The 23,704-nt window shown below is 44.7% G+C and carries 21 protein-coding genes; all 21 read right to left on the minus strand.

Annotated features, from left to right (window positions below; translation table 11 throughout):
• Nucleotides 1-39: 39 nt before the first annotated feature.
• Complete coding sequence (gene recD2 / locus FFM84_RS04525; RefSeq protein WP_130843189.1) at nt 40-2,571, minus strand: SF1B family DNA helicase RecD2; 2,532 nt, start codon at nt 2,569-2,571, stop codon at nt 40-42.
• A gap of 15 nt (nt 2,572-2,586) precedes the next feature.
• On the minus strand, nt 2,587-3,255 hold the full coding sequence (locus FFM84_RS04530; RefSeq protein ID WP_130843188.1) for a tetratricopeptide repeat protein: 669 nt from the start codon (nt 3,253-3,255) through the stop codon (nt 2,587-2,589).
• A 12-nt stretch (nt 3,256-3,267) separates the two neighbouring features.
• On the minus strand, nt 3,268-3,933 hold the full coding sequence (locus FFM84_RS04535; protein ID WP_130843187.1) for a histidine phosphatase family protein: 666 nt from the start codon (nt 3,931-3,933) through the stop codon (nt 3,268-3,270).
• A gap of 152 nt (nt 3,934-4,085) precedes the next feature.
• Entirely contained in the window at nt 4,086-5,543 is a 1,458-nt protein-coding gene (locus FFM84_RS04540; RefSeq protein ID WP_130843186.1) for a WxL domain-containing protein, read from the minus strand.
• Between the two features lie 6 nt (nt 5,544-5,549).
• On the minus strand, nt 5,550-6,596 hold the full coding sequence (locus FFM84_RS04545; protein ID WP_130843185.1) for a WxLIP family cell surface protein: 1,047 nt from the start codon (nt 6,594-6,596) through the stop codon (nt 5,550-5,552).
• 59 nt (nt 6,597-6,655) lie between these two features.
• Nucleotides 6,656-7,384 (minus strand): WxL domain-containing protein, encoded by a 729-nt coding sequence (locus FFM84_RS04550; RefSeq protein ID WP_130843184.1) that lies wholly within the window; start codon nt 7,382-7,384, stop codon nt 6,656-6,658.
• Nucleotides 7,385-7,610: 226 nt separating this feature from the next.
• A complete protein-coding gene (locus FFM84_RS04555; protein ID WP_130843183.1) occupies nt 7,611-8,273 on the minus strand; it encodes a potassium channel family protein in 663 nt (220 codons plus the stop codon).
• Between the two features lie 12 nt (nt 8,274-8,285).
• Nucleotides 8,286-9,632, minus strand: a complete 1,347-nt coding sequence (locus FFM84_RS04560; RefSeq protein ID WP_130843182.1) for a TrkH family potassium uptake protein — start codon at nt 9,630-9,632, stop codon at nt 8,286-8,288.
• Nucleotides 9,633-10,272: 640 nt separating this feature from the next.
• On the minus strand, nt 10,273-11,397 hold the full coding sequence (gene mnmA / locus FFM84_RS04565; RefSeq protein ID WP_130843181.1) for a tRNA 2-thiouridine(34) synthase MnmA: 1,125 nt from the start codon (nt 11,395-11,397) through the stop codon (nt 10,273-10,275).
• 118 nt (nt 11,398-11,515) lie between these two features.
• Complete coding sequence (locus FFM84_RS04570; RefSeq protein ID WP_130843180.1) at nt 11,516-11,860, minus strand: DUF1831 domain-containing protein; 345 nt, start codon at nt 11,858-11,860, stop codon at nt 11,516-11,518.
• A 15-nt stretch (nt 11,861-11,875) separates the two neighbouring features.
• Nucleotides 11,876-13,024 (minus strand): cysteine desulfurase family protein, encoded by a 1,149-nt coding sequence (locus FFM84_RS04575; protein WP_130843179.1) that lies wholly within the window; start codon nt 13,022-13,024, stop codon nt 11,876-11,878.
• 33 nt (nt 13,025-13,057) lie between these two features.
• A complete protein-coding gene (locus tag FFM84_RS04580) occupies nt 13,058-13,753 on the minus strand; it encodes a 5'-methylthioadenosine/adenosylhomocysteine nucleosidase (RefSeq protein WP_130843178.1) in 696 nt (231 codons plus the stop codon).
• A gap of 19 nt (nt 13,754-13,772) precedes the next feature.
• Nucleotides 13,773-14,000: a hypothetical protein gene (locus tag FFM84_RS04585; RefSeq protein ID WP_130843177.1), complete on the minus strand. Its 228-nt coding sequence runs from the start codon at nt 13,998-14,000 to the stop codon at nt 13,773-13,775.
• Nucleotides 14,001-14,166: 166 nt separating this feature from the next.
• On the minus strand, nt 14,167-15,165 hold the full coding sequence (gene dapF / locus FFM84_RS04590; RefSeq protein ID WP_130843176.1) for a diaminopimelate epimerase: 999 nt from the start codon (nt 15,163-15,165) through the stop codon (nt 14,167-14,169).
• 459 nt (nt 15,166-15,624) lie between these two features.
• Entirely contained in the window at nt 15,625-18,420 is a 2,796-nt protein-coding gene (gene ileS / locus FFM84_RS04595) for an isoleucine--tRNA ligase (RefSeq protein ID WP_130843175.1), read from the minus strand.
• A gap of 317 nt (nt 18,421-18,737) precedes the next feature.
• A complete protein-coding gene (locus FFM84_RS04600; RefSeq protein WP_130843174.1) occupies nt 18,738-19,439 on the minus strand; it encodes a DivIVA domain-containing protein in 702 nt (233 codons plus the stop codon).
• A 19-nt stretch (nt 19,440-19,458) separates the two neighbouring features.
• Complete coding sequence (locus FFM84_RS04605) at nt 19,459-20,244, minus strand: YlmH family RNA-binding protein (RefSeq protein WP_130843173.1); 786 nt, start codon at nt 20,242-20,244, stop codon at nt 19,459-19,461.
• A 17-nt stretch (nt 20,245-20,261) separates the two neighbouring features.
• Complete coding sequence (locus tag FFM84_RS04610) at nt 20,262-20,516, minus strand: YggT family protein (RefSeq protein ID WP_130843172.1); 255 nt, start codon at nt 20,514-20,516, stop codon at nt 20,262-20,264.
• Nucleotides 20,517-20,549: 33 nt separating this feature from the next.
• The gene (locus tag FFM84_RS04615) at nt 20,550-20,975 is read right to left on the minus strand and encodes a cell division protein SepF (RefSeq protein WP_130843171.1); all 426 of its coding nucleotides are present in this window, start codon (nt 20,973-20,975) and stop codon (nt 20,550-20,552) included.
• 25 nt (nt 20,976-21,000) lie between these two features.
• Entirely contained in the window at nt 21,001-22,290 is a 1,290-nt protein-coding gene (gene ftsZ, locus FFM84_RS04620; protein WP_130843170.1) for a cell division protein FtsZ, read from the minus strand.
• Between the two features lie 27 nt (nt 22,291-22,317).
• Nucleotides 22,318-23,676 carry a cell division protein FtsA gene (ftsA, locus tag FFM84_RS04625; protein ID WP_130843169.1) on the minus strand — a complete coding sequence of 453 codons (1,359 nt, stop codon included), beginning with the start codon at nt 23,674-23,676 and terminating at the stop codon, nt 22,318-22,320.
• Between the last annotated feature and the right edge of the window lie 28 nt (nt 23,677-23,704).

The raw sequence follows: 23,704 nt of genomic DNA on the forward strand, positions 1-23,704 counted from the left end.
AAAGCAGTAAAGACGCATAATTTTATGATTTTTATCCAACTAGTTGGCAGCTGGCATAAAATCCGTTGGCCGACTATCATGCATGCCAATCATCGGATCAATCCCACCACTGCGAACTAAGGCGGGCGTTAATCGATAAGTCTTAGGTGATGACGCGCTTGCGCCTTCAACCGCTGGCTCACTAGTACTGCTAGTTGCTATCGCAGCTGTTGATTCGGACGATGCTACTTGACTTGTCTGCGTTTCAGCGGCACTTAATGGCGTCACATCAGCTTGATCATCGCCAAAGACTTGTTGCAATCGTTTAGTCAACGTGGTCAAACGGTTCACTGATTCATTCGTGACACTCCGTAAAAATGACTGCTGATCACCAAGCAAAATAAGCATTTGTTCAGCCCGGGTCACTGCCGTATACAATAAGTTACGCTGAAGCATCCGTGAAAACTGTGGCACCATCGGCAAAATCACCATCTTAAACTGGCTCCCTTGCGATTTATGAATCGACATACTGTACGCCAAGGTTAATCGATTCCACTCACTACGCTGATAGGTCACTTCATTTTGCTCAAAGGCAATCGTGATTTGATCCTTTTTACTCTTGTTATGGGGATCCTTAGCTAAATCAATCCCGACGATCTTGCCAATATCTCCATTAAAGACATTATCCTCGGGCGAATTAACCAAATGCAAGACTTTATCCCCAACTCTAAACGTCTGATCATTATACGTTAATTGTTTTTGACGCGCCGACTTAACCGGATTGAAAATATTTTGAACCGTTTTATTTAGCTGATCAATACCAGCGGCACCACGATACATGGGGGCTAAAATCTGTACGTCATCCGAACTAAAACCACGGGCTTTGGCTTTAGCCACAATTTGCTCAACCAGATGATTGACCTGATACGCGCCACAGGCAATAAAGGAGCGGTCTTTTTGATTCACGGTAAAATCATCTGGTAACCGCCCATCCTTAATCGCATGCGCCAATGGAATGATGCTAGAATCACCATCTTGTCGATAAATCTTAGTCAACTCAATTTGTGGCAACCATGGACTCGCTAGCAAGTCGTGGAAGACTTGACCAGCACCAACCGATGGCAACTGATCCTTATCACCCACTAAAATCACTTGCATGTGACTCGGAACTGCTTGCAACAACAATTGGAACAAGCTCGTATCGACCATCGACATTTCATCAATGATTAAAATACCGCCTTCCAAATCCTTCGTTGGCATCTCTGGGCCGTCTTCGCGACCGGTTAACCCAAGCAACCGGTGAATCGTACTAGCCGGCAAACCGGTTGTTTCCGCCATCCGTTTGGCTGCTCGCCCAGTCGGCGCCGCTAGCAAGATCGGGAACGTCTTGTCCTTGTATTGATTAATATCTAGCGACACATCATGTAATTCGGCAAATAACGACACTAAACCACGAATGATCGTGGTTTTACCAGTCCCTGGCCCCCCCGTTAGCAAGAACAAGTGGCTACTAATAGCCGACTTCAAGGCTTGGGTTTGTGACGCGTCGTAAGTTAAGTTGCTGGCTTTGGCGACATGCTCAATTGCACGATCAACCCGTTTTTCATTTAAATCATCGGCATTATCAGCGTCATGGAGTCGCTTTAAATGCTCAGCAATCCCCCATTCAGCCTCATATAGCGCCCGTAAATAAATCCGGTTTTCGTCACCCACAATCAGATTATCTTGAGCTAAAGCCACGAGTTGATCCGCTAATTTTTGCGGGTCAACGGCGACATTGCGCGAATTTTCTAAAAGCTGCAAGGTCGTATTCAATAGGGGTTTGGCCGTGGTATACGTATCACCATTTTGTGCACATAGTTCGTTGATTTCCGTTAATAGTCCGGCCCGCAGTCGACTATCAGCTTGGGGATCAATATTCAGCTGAGCAGCAATTTGATCGGCTTTCTTGAACCCGACCCCTTTGATGTCTTCAACTAATCGATACGGATTTTCTTCAATCGTGCTCAAGGTATCGCCTTGATATTTAGCATAAATAGCCGCCGCTAACCGACTCCCAAAACCATAGGCATTGAGGCCAATGATGGTTTGTTCTAGACCATTATTAGCTCGTAACGTTTCGATCAACGTCTGTTGCACACTGGCCCGTAGTCCGATTGGCGTGAGCACTTTGGGATCTTCTAAAATTCGATCAATCGCTTGATTACCTAACGTATCCACAATTCGTTCGGCGGTTCGTTTTCCTAGACCCGGAAAATCATCACCCGCTAAATAGGCGATCAAGCCACTACGCGATGTTGGCGTTTCATTTTGATAATTATCCGCTTGAAATTGGGTGCCATATTTGGGATGGCGGACTGCTTTGCCCGTGAAACGATAAGTCGCCTCTTCTTGAATATCAGCAAAACTTCCAGTGACAACAATTTCATCTTCTGCCCAATCAATATTTTGTTCCGTTACTTTAACAAGTAAGACCTTATAAAAACTGTCGGCACTGCTAAAAAAGACAGCTGCAACTTTGCCGACGACATATGGTGTGGTCGTTTGACCGGCAGCATCATCGGGGAATAAATTTTGATCCGCTTCCGTCATGGGACCACCTCCTCATTAGTTCGATGACTGGTCGCCCTTTTGCGCGGCCAGCATCTTCTCAATATCACTTAGTTGTTGTTGATGCTGGTTAAAATAAGTTGAATCTAATTTTTCAGCTTGGGCAAACAACGCTGCATACGGTTGTCCAAGGACCATCGCCGTTAATCCAGCATTGAAATAAGCATGACCATTTTTGTGATCTAGCTGGATCACGTCTTGATAAAAATCGTATGCCTGCTGATTATTGCCTAACGCAAGTAAGATATCTGCTACTAACAAATTAGCATCAACGGCTTGTGGCTGCTGATCTTTAGCAGTAATCGCCCAAACCAAGGCATGTTGATAATCCTTTTTAGCCATTAGCGATTGCGCCATCATTAAATAAGCATCGGTTTTTAATTTCACATCAGTAATTTGTTGATAATACGGCAAGGCCCGATCATATTCACCAGCTTGATAATACACATTGCCCAAGGCATAAGTGAGTAAGTCACGTGCTTTGACGTTTTGATCAAATTGTCCCAATGCTTTCATCAGTAGCTCTTCAGCCTGTTCAAAATCTTGTCCAGCTGTGAGTAACACAGCCAATTCATAGTAGGCCTGATAGTTAGCTGGCTCCGCATCAATCTTGGTCACCAGCTGATGAACTAACGCTTGTTGTTCGGCTTTGGTTGGTTTTGTCATCCCGGCTACCTCCTAAATTGTATCCGTTGCATCCGGTTCACGTGACAAGTAAGACGTATCATTCCATAGTAATAGCTTGAATGTCTTGCCCCGATCGTGAGTTTCAAGCATCGTTGTGCTGGTATTAGACAAGCCCCCACGATCGCGTAAGTGGGCTAAATCAGTGCCAAGTAACGTATTCACCAATGCATTTAGCGCCGCACCGTGACTAACGATTAAGACATTGTCTTCACGGCGTGGATTGGCAGCAACAATTTGTTTAATAGCTGGCGTCATCCGTTTGATTAATTGTTGAAAACTCTCCCCATTAATCGCCGTTGGATCATATTGATCAGGATGTTCACGAAAAGCCTGGAACTCAGTTGGGTATTGTGCTTCAACATCGGTAAATTTCATGCCTTCCATTTTACCTAAATTAAACTCGCGTAATCGACTCAAAATTGTTAACGGTAAATCTGGGTGAGCTAAATCTTGTTGTAACGTCGTCGCCGTGTCCCGGGCACGTTTTAAGGGACTCGCATAAATATGCTTAAACTGAATGGCTTGCAATGCCGCGGCCAGTTGATGAATCTCAGTATAACTTGCTGGCAATAACGGCGAGTCACCTTGTGACCCTTGGTAGCGTCCTTCTAAATTCCACGCCGTTTTACCATGGCGAATAAATAACAATTTTGTCAAAACATTACTTCCTCATCTTGGTCGCAAAGACCCATAATCGTATCTTCTATTATGCCAGTTTTAGCGATCATTTTCAAAACCTCCTTTTCACCAAAAAGGCCACTAATCATCGATAACACCATGATTAGTGGTCACAACTTATTGATTGTCATTTATTGATTAGGCACCACCCCTAAAGTCCAATTTATGATGCTTTGGTACGTACCAGCACTAACTAGCGGATTATGGCCCACTGTTAAATAGCTAGCCGTCACATCGTAACTTTGACTGTGATAACCATTTTGACTCGCTATCGTCTGTTGTTGGTTATCAGCCGGTAACGTTACTGACAGATTTTGACTTGTATCTACTAAAGTTAATTGTGCATTAGTTATTGACGCACCACCATAGGCTGAGGTACCAAACGGGGCCAGGCTCGCCGACAACGTCCAGGCATTTCCAACCGTCCGTTGATCGCTCACAGCCAATTGATACTGATCGTTACCATCAACGGCTGTGCCATCAGTCGTTGCGGACGTTGTCTTTAGCTGTGTCCCGCTGGCAAGCGCTTTTAGTGACACGCTGCCAAAATTAAAATTTGGCACCGCCCTTAAGGTCAAGCTGCCACCTTTAGTCACGGTCAACAACGCTGCATTAGTCGTCACGGTTTGTGGTTTGCCATTGACTGTATACGTCAAAGTCGCATAATACCCCGTGCCATCATCATCGGCATTAGTTGGCGATTTAATCGTATAACTCGTTGCTTGCGAATTCAGCGCCGTACTTTTACCATCTTTAACTCGATACCAATTACTTACAGTGACATCGGCCGGTAAAGTCGGTAACTGAAATGTCGCCGGTGTGCCTTCCATCACAGTCTCATCTTGTAATGAGCCAACCATAATATCGACATGATCACTGATCCCATTAACGGTCCCAGTAATTGTTACAATACCATGATCATCAGCTTTACCACTCGTATCACTCGATGCATCGGCGGCATCAACATTACCATAATCGTCAACACTGGCTAAGGTTGAATCACTACTTTTCCAAGTGACTTGATCGGTTGAATTGCTTGGGCTCAAGTCAGCATGAACTGCCGTACTTTCACTATTACTCAAGGTCGTGGTGTCCGCACTAACTTTGATCCCGGTAGCCGCAATTCGACTAGGTTCCACTGTGACCTGTGCAATTCGTGACCAGTAATCACTAAAAGCGCTGATGCCACTGGATTTATACTGAACCTGAAAATATAGTGGCGTACTCGTGGTCACATTTGGCGCAGTAAAACTATACGTCGCACTATTACTCCCGACTTGTTGATACGTTTGGCCGCCATCCGTTGATTCCCACCAAACGTATTTACGACTATTCAACAAGCTAGTCGCCGCTTCAAGTGCATTCCGCGTCCCTTTAGCGGCTAACGTCACCGTTTGACCAGCAACTTGATTGACATCTTGCGGTTGTTGTCTAAAGCCCCCAGCTAGATTCAAACCAAGTATAGAACTTGGTGGACTACTAGGAGTTTGCGGTGCGGTTGCACTCGCTGCTTGGCTCATGATTGGGACCCATAGGCTCACTAATAACCAACTTAATCCTAATAGATAACTCAACCATTTGCGTGCCATCTGGGCTCACCTCCCAGACTGGTTGCGGCGCCGGCCCAGCCAGTATGAACCGCCAATCAGTAAGAGGATCACGATCAACGCTAATAAGCCCCACAACCACCAATTAATTTGCCGTGGTTGATGAACCGCTTTAGTCGCCGTATTATGCTCACGTGTCCGCGTCGCCGATAACGTAAATTGACGCTTAAACCGCCATTGTCGCTTACCACTGGTCAAGTGTAAGTTCAGCTGATAGTGTCCAGCCGCTAAAGTCTTCGTTCCCAGCGGTACTGCATAATTAAACCAACTATTTGGGGCGACTGACCCATTTTTCAACTGTTCAGTTGCCACCACTCGCCCGGTCTTTAGTGACACGACTTGCGCCTCAATCTCTAATTGCCCAAATAGAACTGGTGTCAGATTGCGAATCTTAGCAAAGACCATCGGCTGCGTGCCACGCAATCCCACTTTAACCTGGGCTAAAGTTAGTTTAACGGGAAGCTGTTGCTTAGGATGACAAGTTAACGCCACCGCCGTCACTTCTGCATAACGATTTTGTAACCGAAAATTTTGAGCCTTGCTTTTAGGTTTGGTACTCGTCGCCGTGGGGTCGGTTACGAAGAGCCCACCTAAAACCTGACCATTAAATCCGCCAGCTGGGATCTTGGTTTTAAAGGTGACCGTTTTACCTTGATGTGGCGCAAGCTTGATCGTCAACGCCCCAGAGGTCATTTTAGTAAACGTGGTTTGTGCTGATGGATCAGTTCGGTTAGATGGCACATACACGACACTGCCCGCATCCGAAGTAGTCGCATTAACCGGCATCACTTCCAAGGTTCGCGTGGTCGATCCTGGATTAGTCACCGCCAATTTTAATGACTGCGTTTGCCCAGGTGTGACCTTCAAGTCAAAATATCCTGCTTTTTGACTTAGTTGATTTTTAGGGAGCAAGGGGGTCGCGACGAAATTACGTGGTTGACTGGCCGCCTGTACCGGTGCTGGTGGACCACCTAATAACCCCAATAAACACAAGCCCCAACTTAACACTAACCACCATTGCCATTGATGACGCATGTTCAACCCCCCTTTAAATCCCTAAGAATGCAATCTTAAACTCGTTTCTTGAATCACCACTAAGGCGTGGTTGCTGGTGTCGCTACTGGGGCATTTTGTAAAGCCCAATATAGCGTCGCATCATAAGTACCCGCCGTAATGGTTGCCTGTTTGTCAATCGTCAACGAACTCGTGGTATCCGCAAATGCAGTATTACGTCCTTCACCTGAACTAGACAACACCGCCCAAGCTGTTTGCGGATTACTAATCCAACCAGCACTCGGTGTATCTTGTGTCAGATGCAATGATACCGGCGCATCCGTTGTTGCATTATCCGTTGAATTTTTCGTCAAATTTAAAGCCAAAGTTGCCCCAGTTACCGTTGCTGGTCCTGATGTAAAGGGTCCCATCCCAACGGTCAACGTCCAACCGGCATGATTACCACGATAATCAGTCACACTCACATCTTGATTACCATTGCCATCATAGCCACTACCGCCAGTTGTATTGCTTGCTACTAATGGTAATTCTGGGCTGCCAGTCACAATGTCCTTGACATTAACACTACCTAACGCAATATTTGGCACCTGATCCAGCGTCAAGGCACCGGGCGCTACCGTAAATTCAGCATTAGATTGTGCTTGGGCATTGCTCCCGGTCGTTGCTGCATAACCCGCGGACGCTGTCGTTAAATTATCACTACTACTCGTTCCCGGGCCAGTGGCAGCGCTTGCAATCAACGGGGTGAAAGCCAGTAGTGCCAAAGTGAAGCTCCCACCGATACTTGTCATCATCCGTGTTACCCGCATGTCATTCTCCTCCATTCTCTTATGTGCTTATCCCTATTCACTCTCTGGCCAGTATTGATACTTATTATTGCCGTTTGACCACCAGCTCTCTTTCTCCGACACCAGCCATAGCTTACCACGACTGTACAAAGAGGCGCTCATCAATATTTTGATTCGATTGGTTTCCGTACCAACCCATTTAAGCCGCAAAAAAACGTTTGACCTGAGCCAAACGCTTCATTCTTCCTTATTTTTTTAAAGCCGCATCTAGCGCGGAGACCCCTTTAATCGGTCCTACCACAGTGAGTACATCATGCAGTGCCATCATATCAGTAGGCTTCGGTGACACGTTAATCTCACCCGCATGTTTAATCGCAATGACGGTCAATCCAAATCGTTGACGTAAATTCAAATCAATCAGATTTTGATCAACAAAAGTGGGATCAGTAATCTCAATCGCAGCTAATGTATACTCATCACTTAAGTCAATAAAGTTCAAAATGTGATTAGATAACAGTTTGCGGACAATGCCTTGTCCCATATCCCGTTCAGGAAAGACAACCTGATCGGCACCAACGCGTTCAAGTACTCGGCCTTGGTCACTCGTCTCGGCCTTAGCGATCACTTTTTTAGCCCCTTGCTCCTTGCTTAGCATCGTGGTTAAAATGCTGGCCTCCATGTTATTTCCAATCCCAATAATGACATAATCAAACGTATCAATATTTAGATCACGAAGTACTTCTTCATCACGCGTATCCGCAATCAGCGTTTGCGTCGCCACTTCCATTAATTCATTAACAGGACCTTCTTCAATATCAACGGCTAGCACATCTTGATGCGCCGCCACTAAAGTGCGTACCACGCTTTCGCCAAAACGACCTAAGCCAAAGACCGCAAAACTTTTCTTCATGACTGCCCCTCCTTAACCGATTAAAATATTTTCTTCTGGATAACGAATTGAGTTGACTTTAGGTTGACGTTTGGATAATGAATAAAGTGACGTAAAGATCCCAACACGACCGATAAACATCAACAACATAATCACCAATTTGCCAATTACCGTCAAATGTGGCGTTAGCCCTAAACTCAGTCCAACTGTACCAAATGCGGATAAGACTTCAAAGACAATGTATTCCAAGCCGAATTCTTTCGGAATATGCTCTGTTTGAGTCAAAATCAACGTTGCCACTGTAATCACGATACTCGCCAAAAAGATCAATAATAACGCGCGACTAATGTTGGCCTGACTAAAGCGCCGATGACTAAATTCAACATCTCGTTTGCCTCGTAACTGGGCAATACTTTGAAACATCAGAATGCCGAACGTCGTGGTTTTAATCCCACCAGCAGTCGACCCTGGCGTCCCACCGACAAACATCAAAATCATCATTAAGAAGATACTACCGGCTTGCAAACTAGTTGTTGGGACCGTGATCAATCCCGCCGTTCGTGGCGTAACACTCAAAAACAACGTATTAACCGTCCGATTAAACCACGAAGCCGGCAACGCGTGTAAATTACGTTCGGTCACCAAGAACAACACAAACCCAATCACAAATAAACTAATGGTAGTAACTAACGTCAATTTTGAGTTCAAACTAAGCCGTTTGCGTTCATGATATAACAATAAATCACGCCAGACTAAAAAGCCTAATCCCCCAGCAATAATGAGGATCATCGTGACAATTAACACATACGAATCCCCACGAAAATTCAGTAAACTATTGCCAAAGACATCAAAGCCGGCATTACAAAAAGACATCACCGAATGATACAACGATACATATAGGCCACGACGCCAGCCAAAGCGGGGTATAAAATCAACGGCTAGTAAAACCAAGCCACCAACTTGAAATAACAATGACAAGCCAACCACGTAGCGCATGACACTTTTCGTATCGCTTAAATTTTCTAAGTTCAATGATTCCTTGACCATTAATTGCGTCGACAACCCGATATTGCGACGCATGATATTAAAGAGTAATACTGCAAACGTCATGTACCCTAAGGCCCCAACTTCGGCTAGCCCTAAAATAACAAGTTGACCAAAAACGGACCAATGACTCGCGGTATTCACAACCGTTAGTCCCGTAATACAAGTCGCTGAAGCTGCGGTAAAGACCACATCAATAAATGATGTGGTTCGTCCAGCTGCCGTTGCCAATGGTAGACTTAGTAACAAAGTACCAAGCACAATTAACACGACAAAGCCCGCCACCATTTTTTGCGGTAGCGTATTCAAAATTTTGAAATTTCGGAACCGTTCCATATCTTTTCATTTCCTCACTAAACGAGTTAGCCCACTGGCCGTCTTCATTTAGAATAAGCAACTCCTGCCTGAAAATCAAGCTTGATTTCTAGGCTAACTTGCGGCTACAAAAAAGCTGACTAACCGCAATCGCAGTTAGTCAGCTTCGTTAAACACTTTAACGCTAAAGGTTGACAGATAAATATGACGATAAAAGCTTTGCTAAATTAGCCACCTCCGCCAGCCAGTGATTCTGCCGGCTGTGGGGACCGGTTTCAGCCAAAGTGCGGGCTGCCACCTCGCTTTTAAGCCTAGCCAAAACCGCTAGTCTCAAAAGTCGTCCACATCGTAAGCCCGGAAAAAATCATCCAGACTAACGATGTTTTCACGGCCGGCGCCATCACTGGCTGACTCCGGTTATATCGTGGACCACGTAATCTACGTATCCATCATAACCGAGAGTGAGTTCACATTGAGCTCAGCCGTGGGAGTCTCTTAGCGATTTTGAAACGCGGGTTGGGCGGTTCAAAACGACGGTCCAGACCGCCCTTTGGCTGGGCCGGTCCGCCCACAGCGTTCCGGCTCAATGTGGATGAACGGTAGATGACAAGCATGATCACGCTTTGTTGAACCCTTGTCATATCAACGTTCAACCTTTAGTTTAGATATATTGAAGAACTCGCTCGTCGTTGTAAGCAGCATCGATCATCCCGGAACCGAGACATTCTTCACCACGATAGAAGACCACCGCTTGTCCTGGCGTAATTGCCCGAACTGGATCATCAAAGGTGACCCGCACTTGCGTATGATCCTCATTAAAGTGCACGGTTACACCGGAATCCTTTTGGCGATACCGGAACTTAGCCGTCACATGGAAATCATTACCTAAGTCTTCATTCGTGACAAAGTGTAAGTCAGACGCCTCTAAATAAGTCGCATATAAATGAGGATTGTGATAACCCTTACCGACATACAAGATATTCTTTTCGAGGTCCTTACCAACAACAAACCAAGGCTCATTGTCTTCACCGTCGCCACCAATACCTAAACCGCGACGCTGACCAATCGTGTAATACATCAAGCCAGCATGCTCGCCCTTAACGTCACCATCAAAGGTCATCATCTTACCAGGTGTTGCGGGTAAGTAGTGACTTAAGAATTCATGGAAATTCTTTTCGCCGATAAAGCAAATCCCCATCGAATCCTTCTTCTTAGCCGTTGCTAAGCCAGCATTCAAGGCTAGCTTCCGAACATCAGGCTTGATCATGCCACCTAAGGGGAACATCACCTTTTGTAAAGTCTTTGAATCTAATTGACTCAAGAAGTAGGTCTGATCCTTATTGCTATCAACCCCACGCAATAAGTGCATCGTTCCATCTTCGTCATGCTCTAAGCGCGCATAATGCCCAGTGGCAATGTAGTCCGCGCCCAAGTCCATGGCATAGTCTAAGAATGCCTTGAACTTGATTTCTTTATTACAGATCACATCGGGGTTAGGTGTTCGGCCCTTCTTGTATTCGTCTAAGAAATACGTAAAGACCCGATCCCAATATTCCTTTTCAAAGTTGATTGAATAGTAAGGAATCCCAATTTTGTCGGCAACTTTAGCAACGTCCTTGTAGTCTTCGGTTGCGGTACAGACACCATTTTCATCGGTATCGTCCCAGTTCTTCATAAAGACCCCCACCACATCATAGCCTTGCTGCTTAAGCAATAAGGCCACGACTGATGAGTCCACGCCACCACTCATGCCGACAACGACACGTGTGTTACTGTGATCAGTCATACTTGTTCACCATCATTTCCAAAAGATTCTGGAGAATCCACGATTTGAAGGTCGTACAATTCCAGTAAATACCATTATAACAAAGAAAACGCCGGCTGCAAGCCAGGCGTTTCGTCATTTAGGCCTTAACGATTAAAACATCGCGGTCTAAAAAGTCTTTAATGATGTAATTGAGTTGTTCAACAGCCTCAGGATGCGCTTCATTTTTAAAGATATCGACGTGTTGTAACCCGTTGCCGGTTACCGTAGACATCTTAAAGCCCGTTAAATCAGCATTAACAGCCATCTTGAACTTAAAGGCCGCATTATAAGGTGAATTGGGATCTAACGCGCGTTCGTAGGCAAAAGCCCCCGATTTTCCTTTGGTAAATCCTAAATCCATTAACGTATATTTTTTAATGCCGGTACTCAATTGATAGGTTTTCGTATCGCCGGGTAATTTAACCGTGGTCGTATAAGCCATGCTGCTCATCCTCCTTTATTTTTGTAACCGTTGCACCGTCTTAGTCAAGACCGTGACAAATTGATCCAAATCGTCTTTAGTCGTATAGCGACCAAAACTTAATCGAATGGATTCACTAATCCGTGGTGAGTCTTCCCCAAACATCGCGATCAACACATGCGAAGGTTCTAGACTCCCCGCAGTACAAGCAGAACCGCCGGATACCGCTACCCCACCTAAATCCAAATTCGTTTGTAACGTATAGGTTGAAATGCCTTTGACCCAAATATTCAAGACATGTTGTAAGTTGTCGGTTCCTAACGCCCCGTTGACCTCAAAATCCACACCATTGGCCGTCAACTGGTCAACGACATATTGTTTGAAATCGTGATATTTCGTTTGTCGATGGGCTTTTTCTTCAGTAGTCAATTCACTAACCGCTTGGGCAAAGCCAGCGATAGCCGGCACATTTTCAGTTCCCGCGCGACGCTTGTCTTCTTGGTCACCACCCTTAACAAAACTTGGGAAATTAACCCCATTACGTTTGTAGAGGAAGCCTAAGAATTTAGGACCATTAATTTTATGCGCTGACGTTGACAATAAATCAATATGATCACGCTCAACATCAATGTCTAACAAGCCATAAGCTTGCACCGCATCCGTATGGAACCAAGCTTGATGATCTTTTAGCAAGTCCCCAATTTCATGAATTGGCATGTGTGAACCGACTTCGTTGTTCCCGGTCATAATTGAGACCAGAATCGTATCTGGGCGCAACGCCGCTTTAAAATCGGCTAAACTGAGATTACCATTTGCATCAACTGGTAAATAAGTGACCTCAAAGCCCTGCTTTTCTAGTTCAGCTAACGGCTTTAAAATGGCTTCATGTTCAATTGCGGTCGTGATGATATGTTTGCCTAAAGATTGGCGTGCAATGGCGGTTTGCATGATCGCCGTGTTATCACTTTCCGTCCCACCACTGGTAAAAATAATGTCATCATCCGCGGCGTTAATGCTTTGGGCAATGATGTGACGACTATCGTCTAAGACTTCGCGCGCGGCGCGGCCAAAGGCATGGGTACTGGATGCATTCCCAAAGTTATGCTGCATTTCATCCATCATCTTAGTCACAACCGACGCCGCCATGGGTGTGGTTGCGGCGTTATCTAGGTACACTCGCTTCATTATAATACTTCTTTCTTCACAGATTCAGTTTGTTTACTTATTTTGGGCGGCAAATAAAGCCAATAACATCGCTGCTGATTGTTTACCAGCGGCTAAAATAAATTCATCAAAACTCACGCCGGCATCTTCATCACCGACATCAGACATGGCCCGAATCACCACATAAGGTGTGTTAAATTGGTGGCAAGCTTGACCAATTGCGGCCCCTTCCATTTCACTAGATAGTGCCTTTGGAAAATGCGCTAAGATCTTATCGGTTGCCGCTTTACCTGCGATAAATTGATCGCCAGACACGATTAACCCAGTCTTAGCATGTAATCCGGTTGCTTTGGCAGCTGCAACAATTTGGTTCACCCAGTTAGTGTCCGTCTCGTAATACAATGGTTGTTGTGGTAATTGCCCATACTCGTACCCAAAAGCGGTAGCATCGGCATCATGGTAAGCGGTTGCTGTAGCGACAACGACATCACCGACTGACAGACCTTGACCAATTCCCCCAGCTGAACCAGAATTAATCACAACATCAACATCAAAGTTCGTGATCATTAAAGCCGTGGTCATCCCAGCTTGAACCTTACCAATTCCGGATTGTACGAGGACAACTGCTTGATTATCGATCGTTCCTTCATAAAAGGTTATGTCTTTAATCGGTTTAATCTGTTCACCTTGTAGTGCTTCCCGTAAGGTTTTCAGTTCTTCTTCCATTGCGCAAATAATCCCAAATTTCATTAAAATAATGCCTACTTTCCTATGGAGTTAAAAATAATATTAAAAAGACAATCACAATCGCAATCACTAGGCCTAAAATAACCCAGTTGAGTTTACGACCTAACCGTTTTGTTTTAGCTTCTTCCAGCGCCCGATTATTCTCAGCCGCATACGCACGCCGTGTTGCCCCACTAGTTGAAGACTCATCAGGTTCTTCATCTTGACGGTGGTATTGTCGCCGCGTCACTCGACTATCGTCATCAGCCATAATCTGGTTTCCTCCTAACCTGGTTTGGTCTAATCACCAAACTAGCTTTCCTCAATAAGGATACCGATTTTTACGACTGAATGCAATTTTCGGTTCAAATGTATCGAAATCTTAACCATCAAAAAACGCTGCCCAGTCATTAACCGACTAGCCAGCGTTTAGAAAATTAAGCCGTTGGTAATGCAGCCACAAAGTCCTCGTAAGCCGTTTGTTCACCTGTTACCGTCACACTAGCTTGACTGAAATCAGCTGCTAAGGCTTCCGCAACTGGTAAAGTCACAATTTTGACAAAAGTGGCATTGCCAATAAGTTCCATCCAATATTCTTCATCAGCGCCTTGATGAACCACGGTTTTAACCATGCCACCAGGATTAGTGACGTGAATTTCTTGATTGAAATCAGTACTGTCCTGATGTAACAAGACATACATTAAGGACGATGCTGACATGGCGGTCCCACAAGCATTCGTGAAACCAACACCACGTTCAAATGTCCGGACAAAGATTGAATTTTGGCCTAAGACTTCCACAAAACTGACATTAACGCCGTCTGGGAAGATCTCATTTTTACCATCGTTCATCCATTGACCAATCCGCCCAAGTTCTGGACCCATTAACGTTTCATGATCAACAAAAGCGATCAAATGCGGATTAGGCACCGCAACTGCCGAAAACTTCAATGTGTCAGATAACGCTGGAATGGTTTCATTGATAATCGTTGCTACATCATGATTCGCATGCATGCCTAAAGTTTGTGCGTCAAAAGATACTGGCGAAATTTCAACACTAAATGCTGGCACATGCGTGGCAAAATCAGGAACTGCTTGTACCTTTAAATCTGCATACATCGTTTGTACTCGGAATGCGTCCGTACTATTTTGAGTCCCTAAGTAGCGGGCAACGGTCCGTAACCCATTCCCACACATACTGGCTTCCGTCCCGTCCGCATTAATCACGCGCATCCGGCCTAAAGCCCCGGGATGAGCTGATTTATCAACGACCAAGACACCATCGGCCCCTTCAAAGAGGCCCGCGCCATCACGTTTACAACTATTAATTGCCAATTGTTTTAATTCGGCATCCGTTAGTGGTTCTGGAAATTGCGTTTGGTCCAATAAATAAAAATCATTACCGGAACCATGCACCTTGATCATTTTCACTACCATCAGCATCCTATCTATTTATAATCTGATTGATATTACTTCACTATCATACTTACTTTTTAGCAATAATTCAATTACCAAGGACCAAAAGCAATGTTGTAACCGTTATCTTTATCAAATTTAGATTGTATCTAAAGGTTGAACCTTACTTTTTAGTAATTATCGTTGATGGAGCAAGTATTCATCAATCAAAATTAGGCTTACTTGTCGCCTACCGTTCACCCACATTGAGCCGGAACGCTGTGGGCGACTTTTGAGACTAGCGGTTTGGGCTAGGTGGAAGCCCGCACTGTGGCTGAAACCGGTCCTCACAGCTGGCAGAATCGCTGACTGGCGTAGGTGATCAATTTAGCATAACTTAAGTCAATTATAGTAAAACTTTTACCGTCATACTTAACTTTCAACCTTTAAATGCTTATAAAAAAAGCACCTGGCAATTAAGCCAAGCACTTTCATTCACCCTTATTCTTCTAAACCAGTTGCAACTGATTCTGGGTAATTGGTCCGTACAATATCTGCACAGCGGGCACATAAGGTTGGATAAGCCGTATCACTACCGACATCCGTCTTCGTCATCCGGCAACGGGCACAAACTTCCCCATCCGCATGGCTAACCTTAATCGCGACACCATCGAACTTTTCAGCATCGGCTGGGGCATCAGCTAAATCATGAAGATCTAACGCTGAAACCATCAACATTTGCCGCACATTCGTGTCTAAACTTGATAACATGGCTTTTGTCTTGTCATCAACGTATAAGTCTAAGTGGGCTTCTAAGGATTTCCCAATTAACTTCGCATCACGGGCTTCTTCTAAGGCCTTCAAAACAGCACTCCGTAAGTCCATGAATTGACCCCAGCCATTGTTCAAGTCATCAGCATTGGCATAGGTTTGTACCGTTGGCATATCTGTCAATTGAACAAATTCTTCGGATTCCTTCAAGAATGGCCAAATTTCTTCAGTCGTATGTGGCAACATTGGTGTGAAGAGCTTCGTTAAGGTCACTAACGTGTCGTAGAAGACCGTTTGCATTGACCGCCGTGAATGGCTATCTTCAGCATCAATATACATGATATCTTTAGCGATATCCAAGTAGAAGTTCGACAAATCAACCGTTAAGAAGTTCAATAACAACTTGTAAATGTCTAAGAAGTCGTAATGATCGTAATGATCTTTGACTTCGGCCACAAAGTCATTCAAGCGAACGGCCATGTATTGATCAACTGTTGCTAAATCATCAAAGGCCACACGGTTGGTTTCAGGATCAAAATCAGTCGTGTTAGCTAGCATGAACCGCATCGTGTTCCGGAACTTCTTGTAACCATCGGCGACTTGTTTGAAACTTTCCATTGAAACACGGACATCGGAACTGGCATCCACCGAGGCCACCCACAAACGGACAATTTCAGCCCCCATTTGTTTGATGACTTCTTCAGGCGCAATCGTGTTACCTAATGACTTACTCATCTTACGACCCTTGTTATCCAAAGTGAACCCTTGTGATAACACTTGTTTGTAAGGTGCTTGACCTGAAACGGCCACACTGGTAATCAAACTAGAGTTGAACCAACCCCGGTATTGATCAGACCCTTCCAAGTATAAGTCAGCTGGATAAGTGAGGTAATCGCGTTCTGCTAAGACCCCTTGGTGTGATGAACCAGAGTCAAACCAAACATCCATAATGTCGTTTTCTTTAGTGAATTCGCCATGTGGTGAATGTTCATTGGTATAGCCATCTGGCAATAAGTCTTTAGCGTCACGTTCAAACCAAACGTTTGACCCATATTGACCCACTAAGTCAGCCACATGGTTGATGGTTTCAGTTTCCATAATGGCCGTGCCATCTTCTGCATAGAAGATTGGGAGTGGCACACCCCAGACACGTTGCCGTGAAATGACCCAGTCACCACGATCACGAATCATGTTGTGTAGTCGTTTTTGACCCCATTCTGGGAAGAATTGAACGTCATCAATCGCATGCAAGATTTCATCACGCATATCACCAACTGACGCAAACCATTGTGGGGTTGCCCGGAAGATGATTGGCTTCTTGGTCCGCCAGTCAAATGGATAGCTATGTTCGTATGGCATGTAGTTGAGTAACAAGCCAGCCGCTTTTAACTTATCCAACGCGATCTTGTTGGCATCATCATAGAAGACACCTGCAAAATCTGGGCCAGCTTCTTCAGTCAAGTAACCTTGGTTATTCACTGGTGCAAAAACTGGTAAGTCATACTTCATCCCGATGCGGTAATCATCTTCCCCATAACCAGGCGCCGTATGCACAAGGCCAGTCCCGGCATCTAAGGTGACGAAATCACCTAACATCGTGACGATCTTGCGGTCTGCGTCAAATGGATGTTCACAAAGAACCCGATCTAAATCGGCCCCTTTAACCGTCTTAACGACCTTAACATCTTCCCAACCGAAGCGTTCGGCATTTTCGTCAACCAATTCAGCTGCTAAAACGTACTTGTGATCATCACCGCTGTGTTGAACAACCGCATAATCAAACCCAGCATCAATGGTGATCCCTTCAGAAGCAGGAATCGTCCATGGCGTGGTCGTCCAAACAACCATGTAAGTGTCGTCATCTAAGACACCCTTACCATCGATGACTTTTTCGCCATAGAAAGCAGATGGTGAGGTCACATCATGATATTCAACTTCGGCTTCAGCTAGAGCTGATTCTGATGACCATGACCAATAAACCGGCTTTTTACCACGATAAATCAACTTGCGTTTGGCAAAAGCACCAAAAACGCGAATTTGTGCTGCTTCAAATTCAGGCTTCAAGGTTAAATAAGGATTGTCCCATTCACCACTAACGCCTAAACGTTTGAATTCAGTCCGTTGACGATCCACTTGCTTCAACGCATATTCGCGACAAAGTTCACGGAATTCATTCGTTGACATCTTTTTCCGATCATAGCCAGCTTGTTGCAACTTTTGTTCGATTGGTAACCCATGGGTATCCCAACCAGGCACGTATGGCGCACGGAAACCATTCATTGATTTATAACGCACGATAAAATCTTTGGTGATCTTATTAAGCGCATGTCCCATATGAATATCGCCGTTCGCGTAAGGAGGGCCATCATGTAAAATAAAGGTTGGTTTACCTTCATTTAATTTTTGTCGATGTTCGTAGACTTTATTTTCTGTCCAAACGTCTTGACGTTCGGCTTCTTTAACGGGTAAGTTCCCACGCATTTTAAACTTGGTTTTACCAAGATTAAGCGTTTCTTTAACACGCATTTGATCACTCCTTAAATATTTTATCTCCATCAATTACTGCATTTTTGGGTACAAAAAAACTCCGCCCGCATAGGGACGAAGTTATCGTGGTACCACCCAAATTTAGAATTGTTTAGATTCTCTCTTAGCATGATTTAACGGTCATGAACCGGTCACCCCTACGCAAAAGTTCAGGATGACACTCGGAGATGATCTGCCAAAGCATCAGGGACGGCCACTTCACATTTACCGCGGCTCTCTGTGCGTATAATCCTTTGGGTTGCTGTTCTCCTCAAAATATTAACTAAAGTTAAATTGTACCTTTGATTCTAATCGACTTATTGTGCAGAGTCAACATCATCATCAGGGAAAATAACCACCGTTTGTTGTTGGCTTTGATCGCCACCATCGGCCACTGGCGTTTCACCCGCAGCTGCATCGGTAATTTCAGCGGTTGCTTCTGAGTTTACACTCGCATTGGCGCCGTTGTCAAGGTCATCTTCTTTTAAAACGTGTTGAATTTCAGCATAAGTCGACGTATCGGTTTCACTTAATAGTTGGTCCCAATCCTTACTCTTAACCACTTCTAATTGTGATTCGAGCATGACTTGAAGTCGTTGACGGAAGACCCGCGTTTGCTTCTTTAAATCATCCGTTTCAACAGATAGACGTTTAGCCTTTTGTGACGCTTCATCAATCATTTGGTTAGACTTATCAGTGGCTTCACTCACAATATCTGACGCCTGCTTCTGAGCTTCACGGGTAATAATATCCGCTTCCTTCTTCGCGTTAGTCTTCACCTTATCCGCTGCTTCTTGTGCAACTAAGATTGATTGATTTAAGGAATCCTTCAATTCGTTGAAGTATTTCAATTTGCCTTCACTAGCGTCTAAACGTTCCTGGAGGTCTTTATTTTGCTTTAAGGTAATTTGATAATCCTTGATAATTTGTTCAAGAAAATCATTTACCTCATCAATATTGTATCCACGTAATTTCGTGGAAAACTCTTTGTTATGAATGTCATCAGGACTTAACACCATACTAAATTTCCTCCAATATCTATTTACTATGAATAATATTTAAGCTAATTCGCAACCGCGCTTTTTTGGTTTCCCCACCGATTTCAACCAGCCGAACCCGACCATAATGGTTCACACTCAACATATCTAATAAAGCCAATTCATAATCAGCTTTATTCAGATCAGCCCAGTTTAAACGCACATGAGAACCTTCGATCATTTCTTTAGCGTGATGCCGCGATAAATTAAACGCGGCTTTAATCACACTATCGGCGCGTAATGAACTCACCGTGGTGGTAATGGTTTCCCAATCATTTTGCGCATCAATCGCTGATTCCAGCGGTTGAGCCGTTAAATGTAATTTGGTTTTGCCAATCCGATCGATCTGATCGCTGAAGTAATCCGCCATCTCCGTTTCGCAGAAAAACTGCCAAGTCGTGCCATCGGAAATAATGTCTCCGAAAACATCGCGTTCAACACCGGAGTTGGCCAAGGTTCCTAAAATCTGGCCATGTTTCAATGTCGCAAACTTCACCGGATAAACCACCTCAAACAGCGTCAACTGAAAATCAGCTGCCTGTGGTTCATAATAATCGGGATAAAACAAAACCCGTTTTAATTCGGCCTGCGGATAGCCACCATTAGCGGTCATCCGCACGTCATCTAACTGATTGACCATCGTCTGGGCAATATAAACCTGTCTCGGATTCAAAAATGCCGTTAAAATCGGCCGATATTGATCCGCGGCTTGTTGTAACCACCCCGTGACTTGTTCAATAAAGGGGGCCTCACTATCGCGAAAATGCTGTTTTAAATTATCATTCACGATACTATCCTCGTTCTTTAAAGTAAGTTTAAGCTAATCAATAAGTAGTACAACCCACGTTCCGCAAACTCTAACACCAAAAACGCAATGATTGGCGAAAAGTCTAGTCCCGCAATGGCGGGAATGAAACGCCGAAAGACACTTAGAAACGGTTCACAGATGCGGCCTAAAAAGCGACCAACCGCCGTATTATAAGCTCCTGGGAACCAGGACATTAAAATATAGACGACTAAGGCAATTTGGTACAACTGAAATAACCGGTCAATAATCATAAACAAATATGACAGGGCAATCACTCCTTATCCTTATAAACTATTGGGATTAAATTGACTTGTCGTACTCCCAGAAACTTCGTAGTTTTCAGGAATACAGAGAAAAATTTCGTCACCGATTCGTTCAATTTCACCATTGATGGCAAAGACCGTCCCGGTTAAGAAATCAACAATGCGCCGTGCCATTTGATCATCCACGTGATCAAAATTAACAATCACGGCTTGATTTTTAAGCAATTGAGACGCAATTTCTTTGACATCCGAATAAATTTTCGGTTCAAATAAGGCAATCTTACTATTCACGGATTTACCACCTTGCATCGGGACAATCTTCGGGGTTGCGGCCGTACCTGCTGTGTTAGCAGGAGCATCCCGCGTCGGCTGCGAATTAGTTGATGACGGCAGCTCATCTTCGTCACCGACACCAAAAAAGTTATTGAAACTAAAACGTCCGGCCATCATGATCGCTTCCCTTCAATTGGGCCTATTTCCGACGCCGCTTGAAAAATGGCGGCGTGTCTAATGAATCACCATGATCATCATTAGCACTATTATCAGCTTGTGCATTGTCATTAAAGACATCAAAGTCAGTTTTTTCAACGTTCTTAAATTCAGCATCATTGCTAGCTGGACGTGAGCTGCTTGGTTCGCGGCGAATATCCCAGTTACCAAATGGATCATTGCTGGTAGTGGCTGCTGAATTAGCATCAGCTTGGCTGGCGGCACTGGTTGGTTGATCAGCAGGTGTGCTAAACATCCCACCACGTGATTGGGCCTTTTCACTCCGACTATGACCAGTATCCTTTAATTCTTCACGCTTTTGGTCAATCCCAGTCGCAATAACCGTGACCCGAACTTCGTCGCCTAAGCTTTCATCAATTGACGTCCCAAAGATAATGTTAACATCAGTTGTTGCCGCCTGTGACACGATATCAGAAGCTGCTTGTGCTTCGTATAAGGACATGTCGGGACCACCCGTGATATTCAACAAGACTTGTTCGGCACCATCGATCGAAACTTCCAACAATGGTGATGAAATTGCTTGCTTCGTGGCATCGGCTGTCCGGTTTTCACCACTAGCAGAACCGATTCCCATCAATGCTGAGCCTTGGTTTTGCATGACTGTTTTAACATCGGCAAAATCCAAGTTAACGTAACCAGGTGACGTGATCAAATCAGAGATCCCTTGAACCCCTTGACGTAACACATTATCGGCTTCTTGGAAAGCTTCCATCATTGGCGTCTTTTTATCCACAATTTCAAGTAAGCGATTATTGGCAATAACGATCAACGTATCCACGTTGTCTTTCATTTGTGCAATACCTTCAGCCGCGTTACGAGCACGTTTAGGCCCTTCAAAGGTAAATGGTCGGGTCACAACCCCAACCGTTAAGGCACCTGAGTCTTTGGCAATTTTAGCCACGACTGGTGCGGCACCGTTCCCGGTACCGCCACCCATTCCGGCAGTAACGAAGACCATGTCAGAGCCTTGTAAGGCTTCCGTCAAAGCTTCTTCACTTTCTTGAGCGGCCTTTGAACCAACATCTGGGTTAGAACCGGCACCTAAACCACGCGTTAGTTTTGGTCCCAATTGAATCTTAGTTTCTGCATTGGACGTTTGTAAGGCTTGGACGTCAGTATTGGCAACGATAAATTCGACACCTTTGACATCTTCCGCGATCATCCGGTTAACGGCGTTACCGCCACCGCCACCCACGCCAATGACTTTAATATTAGCCCCTGAGTTCTGGGTTGAATCTAAAGAAAATTCCATAATCTTGCCTCCGTCATTTTTATCCGCTTAATCGAAGAAGTGGTTAAAGAAGCTCTTAAATCTATCAAAGCCACTTGCTTGATCGGGGTCCTGCTTAGCAGGCTGTTTTTTGGTTGTTTTTTGCGTTGTCGTTGTTGCTTGCGGTTGAGTGGTTGCTTGTTGTCCAGTAGCAGGCGTTGCGGTGGTAGTCGTTGAAAAATCTAAGGCCACACTCGCACGCGTATCACCAGTTAACGTACTCTTCACGAGTAATGCTACCTCGCTTAAAGCCGCTTGGTATTTAATGACGGCTAACGCCTCATCAAATGACGGATGTCGTAAGCCCATTTGGTTTGGAATAAATGTCCGAACATTCGTGCCAAAGATTTGACTCGCTAAATCGGTAATTCCAGGTAGGGCCGCCACCCCACCGGTTAAGACCACGCCACCCGGTAAATCAAGGGCATGAATCTCATCCAAATGTTGTTTGATTTTATCGAAAATCTGATCAAGTCGGGCTTCGATAATCTCTGCTAAGTATTGTTCACTAATTTGTGTTGGCGTGCTTTGACCAACGACTTCGACTGGAAATTCATCTTCATCCGAAGCCTGTTGGGCATCCGCATAACCATAATCACGCTTTAGTTTTTCGGCATTTTCAATGGATGTATTCAACACCACTGAAATGTCTTTAGTGATATATTGACCACCTTCCTGATCAACATACGTGTATTTCAGCTGATGATCATGGATTACAGCCGCAGTCGTTTGACCACCGCCCATATCTACAATTACCGAACCGAAGTCTTGTTCGCCATCGTTTAACACTAATGAGCTTAGTGCTAACGGGGCAATAATAATTTGTTCAATCTGAAGACCAGCTTTTTCAATCGCCTTGCGCGTATTATGAATAATGGTCTTAGGACCAGTGAACAAAGTCCCGTGCATTTCGAGGCGTACCCCAACCATCCCACGTGGATCTTTAATCCCATCAAACCCGTCCACGACGAATTCATCAGGAATGACATCCAATACTTCTCGTTCAGGGGGCAAACTCTGAACTAATGCCGCCGCTGATACATTTTGTACATCTTCATTATTAATTTCTTTTGATTCGTCCGCCACAGCAATCATGCCACGACAACGCTCAATTTTGACTAAGTTAGCCGGGACACCCGCAATGATTTTCTTTATCTCGATACTTGCTTTTTCTTCCGCTTGGCGTACCGCTGACTGAATCGCGGAGGCAGCTTTGTCAATATCGACAATCACCCCACGACTCAGACCATTAGAACGTTCGCTTCCCACACCAATAACGTTCATTTGTCCCTTCACACGTTCAGCAACAATGACTTTTATTGAGGTGGTCCCTATATCAAGTCCGACATAAATTCCTGAATTATCCATAATAGAGGAACCTCCTAGTAATTAACCT

This window comes from Lactiplantibacillus mudanjiangensis, from assembly GCF_005405385.1.
Taxonomy (GTDB): Bacteria; Bacillota; Bacilli; order Lactobacillales; family Lactobacillaceae; genus Lactiplantibacillus; species Lactiplantibacillus mudanjiangensis.

Coding starts and splice junctions, on each gene's coding strand:
- FFM84_RS04545 (WP_130843185.1), bottom strand. CDS start 6,596: ATGCGTCATCAATGGCAATGGTGGTTAGTGTTAAGTTGGGGCTTGTGT.
- dapF (WP_130843176.1), bottom strand. CDS start 15,165: ATGGTAGTGAAAATGATCAAGGTGCATGGTTCCGGTAATGATTTTTAT.
- FFM84_RS04585 (WP_130843177.1), bottom strand. CDS start 14,000: ATGGCTGATGACGATAGTCGAGTGACGCGGCGACAATACCACCGTCAA.
- FFM84_RS04575 (WP_130843179.1), bottom strand. CDS start 13,024: ATGAAGCGAGTGTACCTAGATAACGCCGCAACCACACCCATGGCGGCG.
- FFM84_RS04615 (WP_130843171.1), bottom strand. CDS start 20,975: ATGGCCGGACGTTTTAGTTTCAATAACTTTTTTGGTGTCGGTGACGAA.
- FFM84_RS04555 (WP_130843183.1), bottom strand. CDS start 8,273: ATGAAGAAAAGTTTTGCGGTCTTTGGCTTAGGTCGTTTTGGCGAAAGC.
- ftsZ (WP_130843170.1), bottom strand. CDS start 22,290: ATGGAATTTTCTTTAGATTCAACCCAGAACTCAGGGGCTAATATTAAA.
- ileS (WP_130843175.1), bottom strand. CDS start 18,420: ATGCGTGTTAAAGAAACGCTTAATCTTGGTAAAACCAAGTTTAAAATG.
- FFM84_RS04580 (WP_130843178.1), bottom strand. CDS start 13,753: ATGAAATTTGGGATTATTTGCGCAATGGAAGAAGAACTGAAAACCTTA.
- FFM84_RS04600 (WP_130843174.1), bottom strand. CDS start 19,439: ATGGTGTTAAGTCCTGATGACATTCATAACAAAGAGTTTTCCACGAAA.
- FFM84_RS04610 (WP_130843172.1), bottom strand. CDS start 20,516: ATGATTATTGACCGGTTATTTCAGTTGTACCAAATTGCCTTAGTCGTC.
- mnmA (WP_130843181.1), bottom strand. CDS start 11,397: ATGACTGATCACAGTAACACACGTGTCGTTGTCGGCATGAGTGGTGGC.
- FFM84_RS04570 (WP_130843180.1), bottom strand. CDS start 11,860: ATGGCTTATACGACCACGGTTAAATTACCCGGCGATACGAAAACCTAT.
- FFM84_RS04560 (WP_130843182.1), bottom strand. CDS start 9,632: ATGGAACGGTTCCGAAATTTCAAAATTTTGAATACGCTACCGCAAAAA.
- FFM84_RS04530 (WP_130843188.1), bottom strand. CDS start 3,255: ATGACAAAACCAACCAAAGCCGAACAACAAGCGTTAGTTCATCAGCTG.
- ftsA (WP_130843169.1), bottom strand. CDS start 23,676: ATGGATAATTCAGGAATTTATGTCGGACTTGATATAGGGACCACCTCA.
- FFM84_RS04540 (WP_130843186.1), bottom strand. CDS start 5,543: ATGGCACGCAAATGGTTGAGTTATCTATTAGGATTAAGTTGGTTATTA.
- FFM84_RS04550 (WP_130843184.1), bottom strand. CDS start 7,384: ATGCGGGTAACACGGATGATGACAAGTATCGGTGGGAGCTTCACTTTG.
- recD2 (WP_130843189.1), bottom strand. CDS start 2,571: ATGACGGAAGCGGATCAAAATTTATTCCCCGATGATGCTGCCGGTCAA.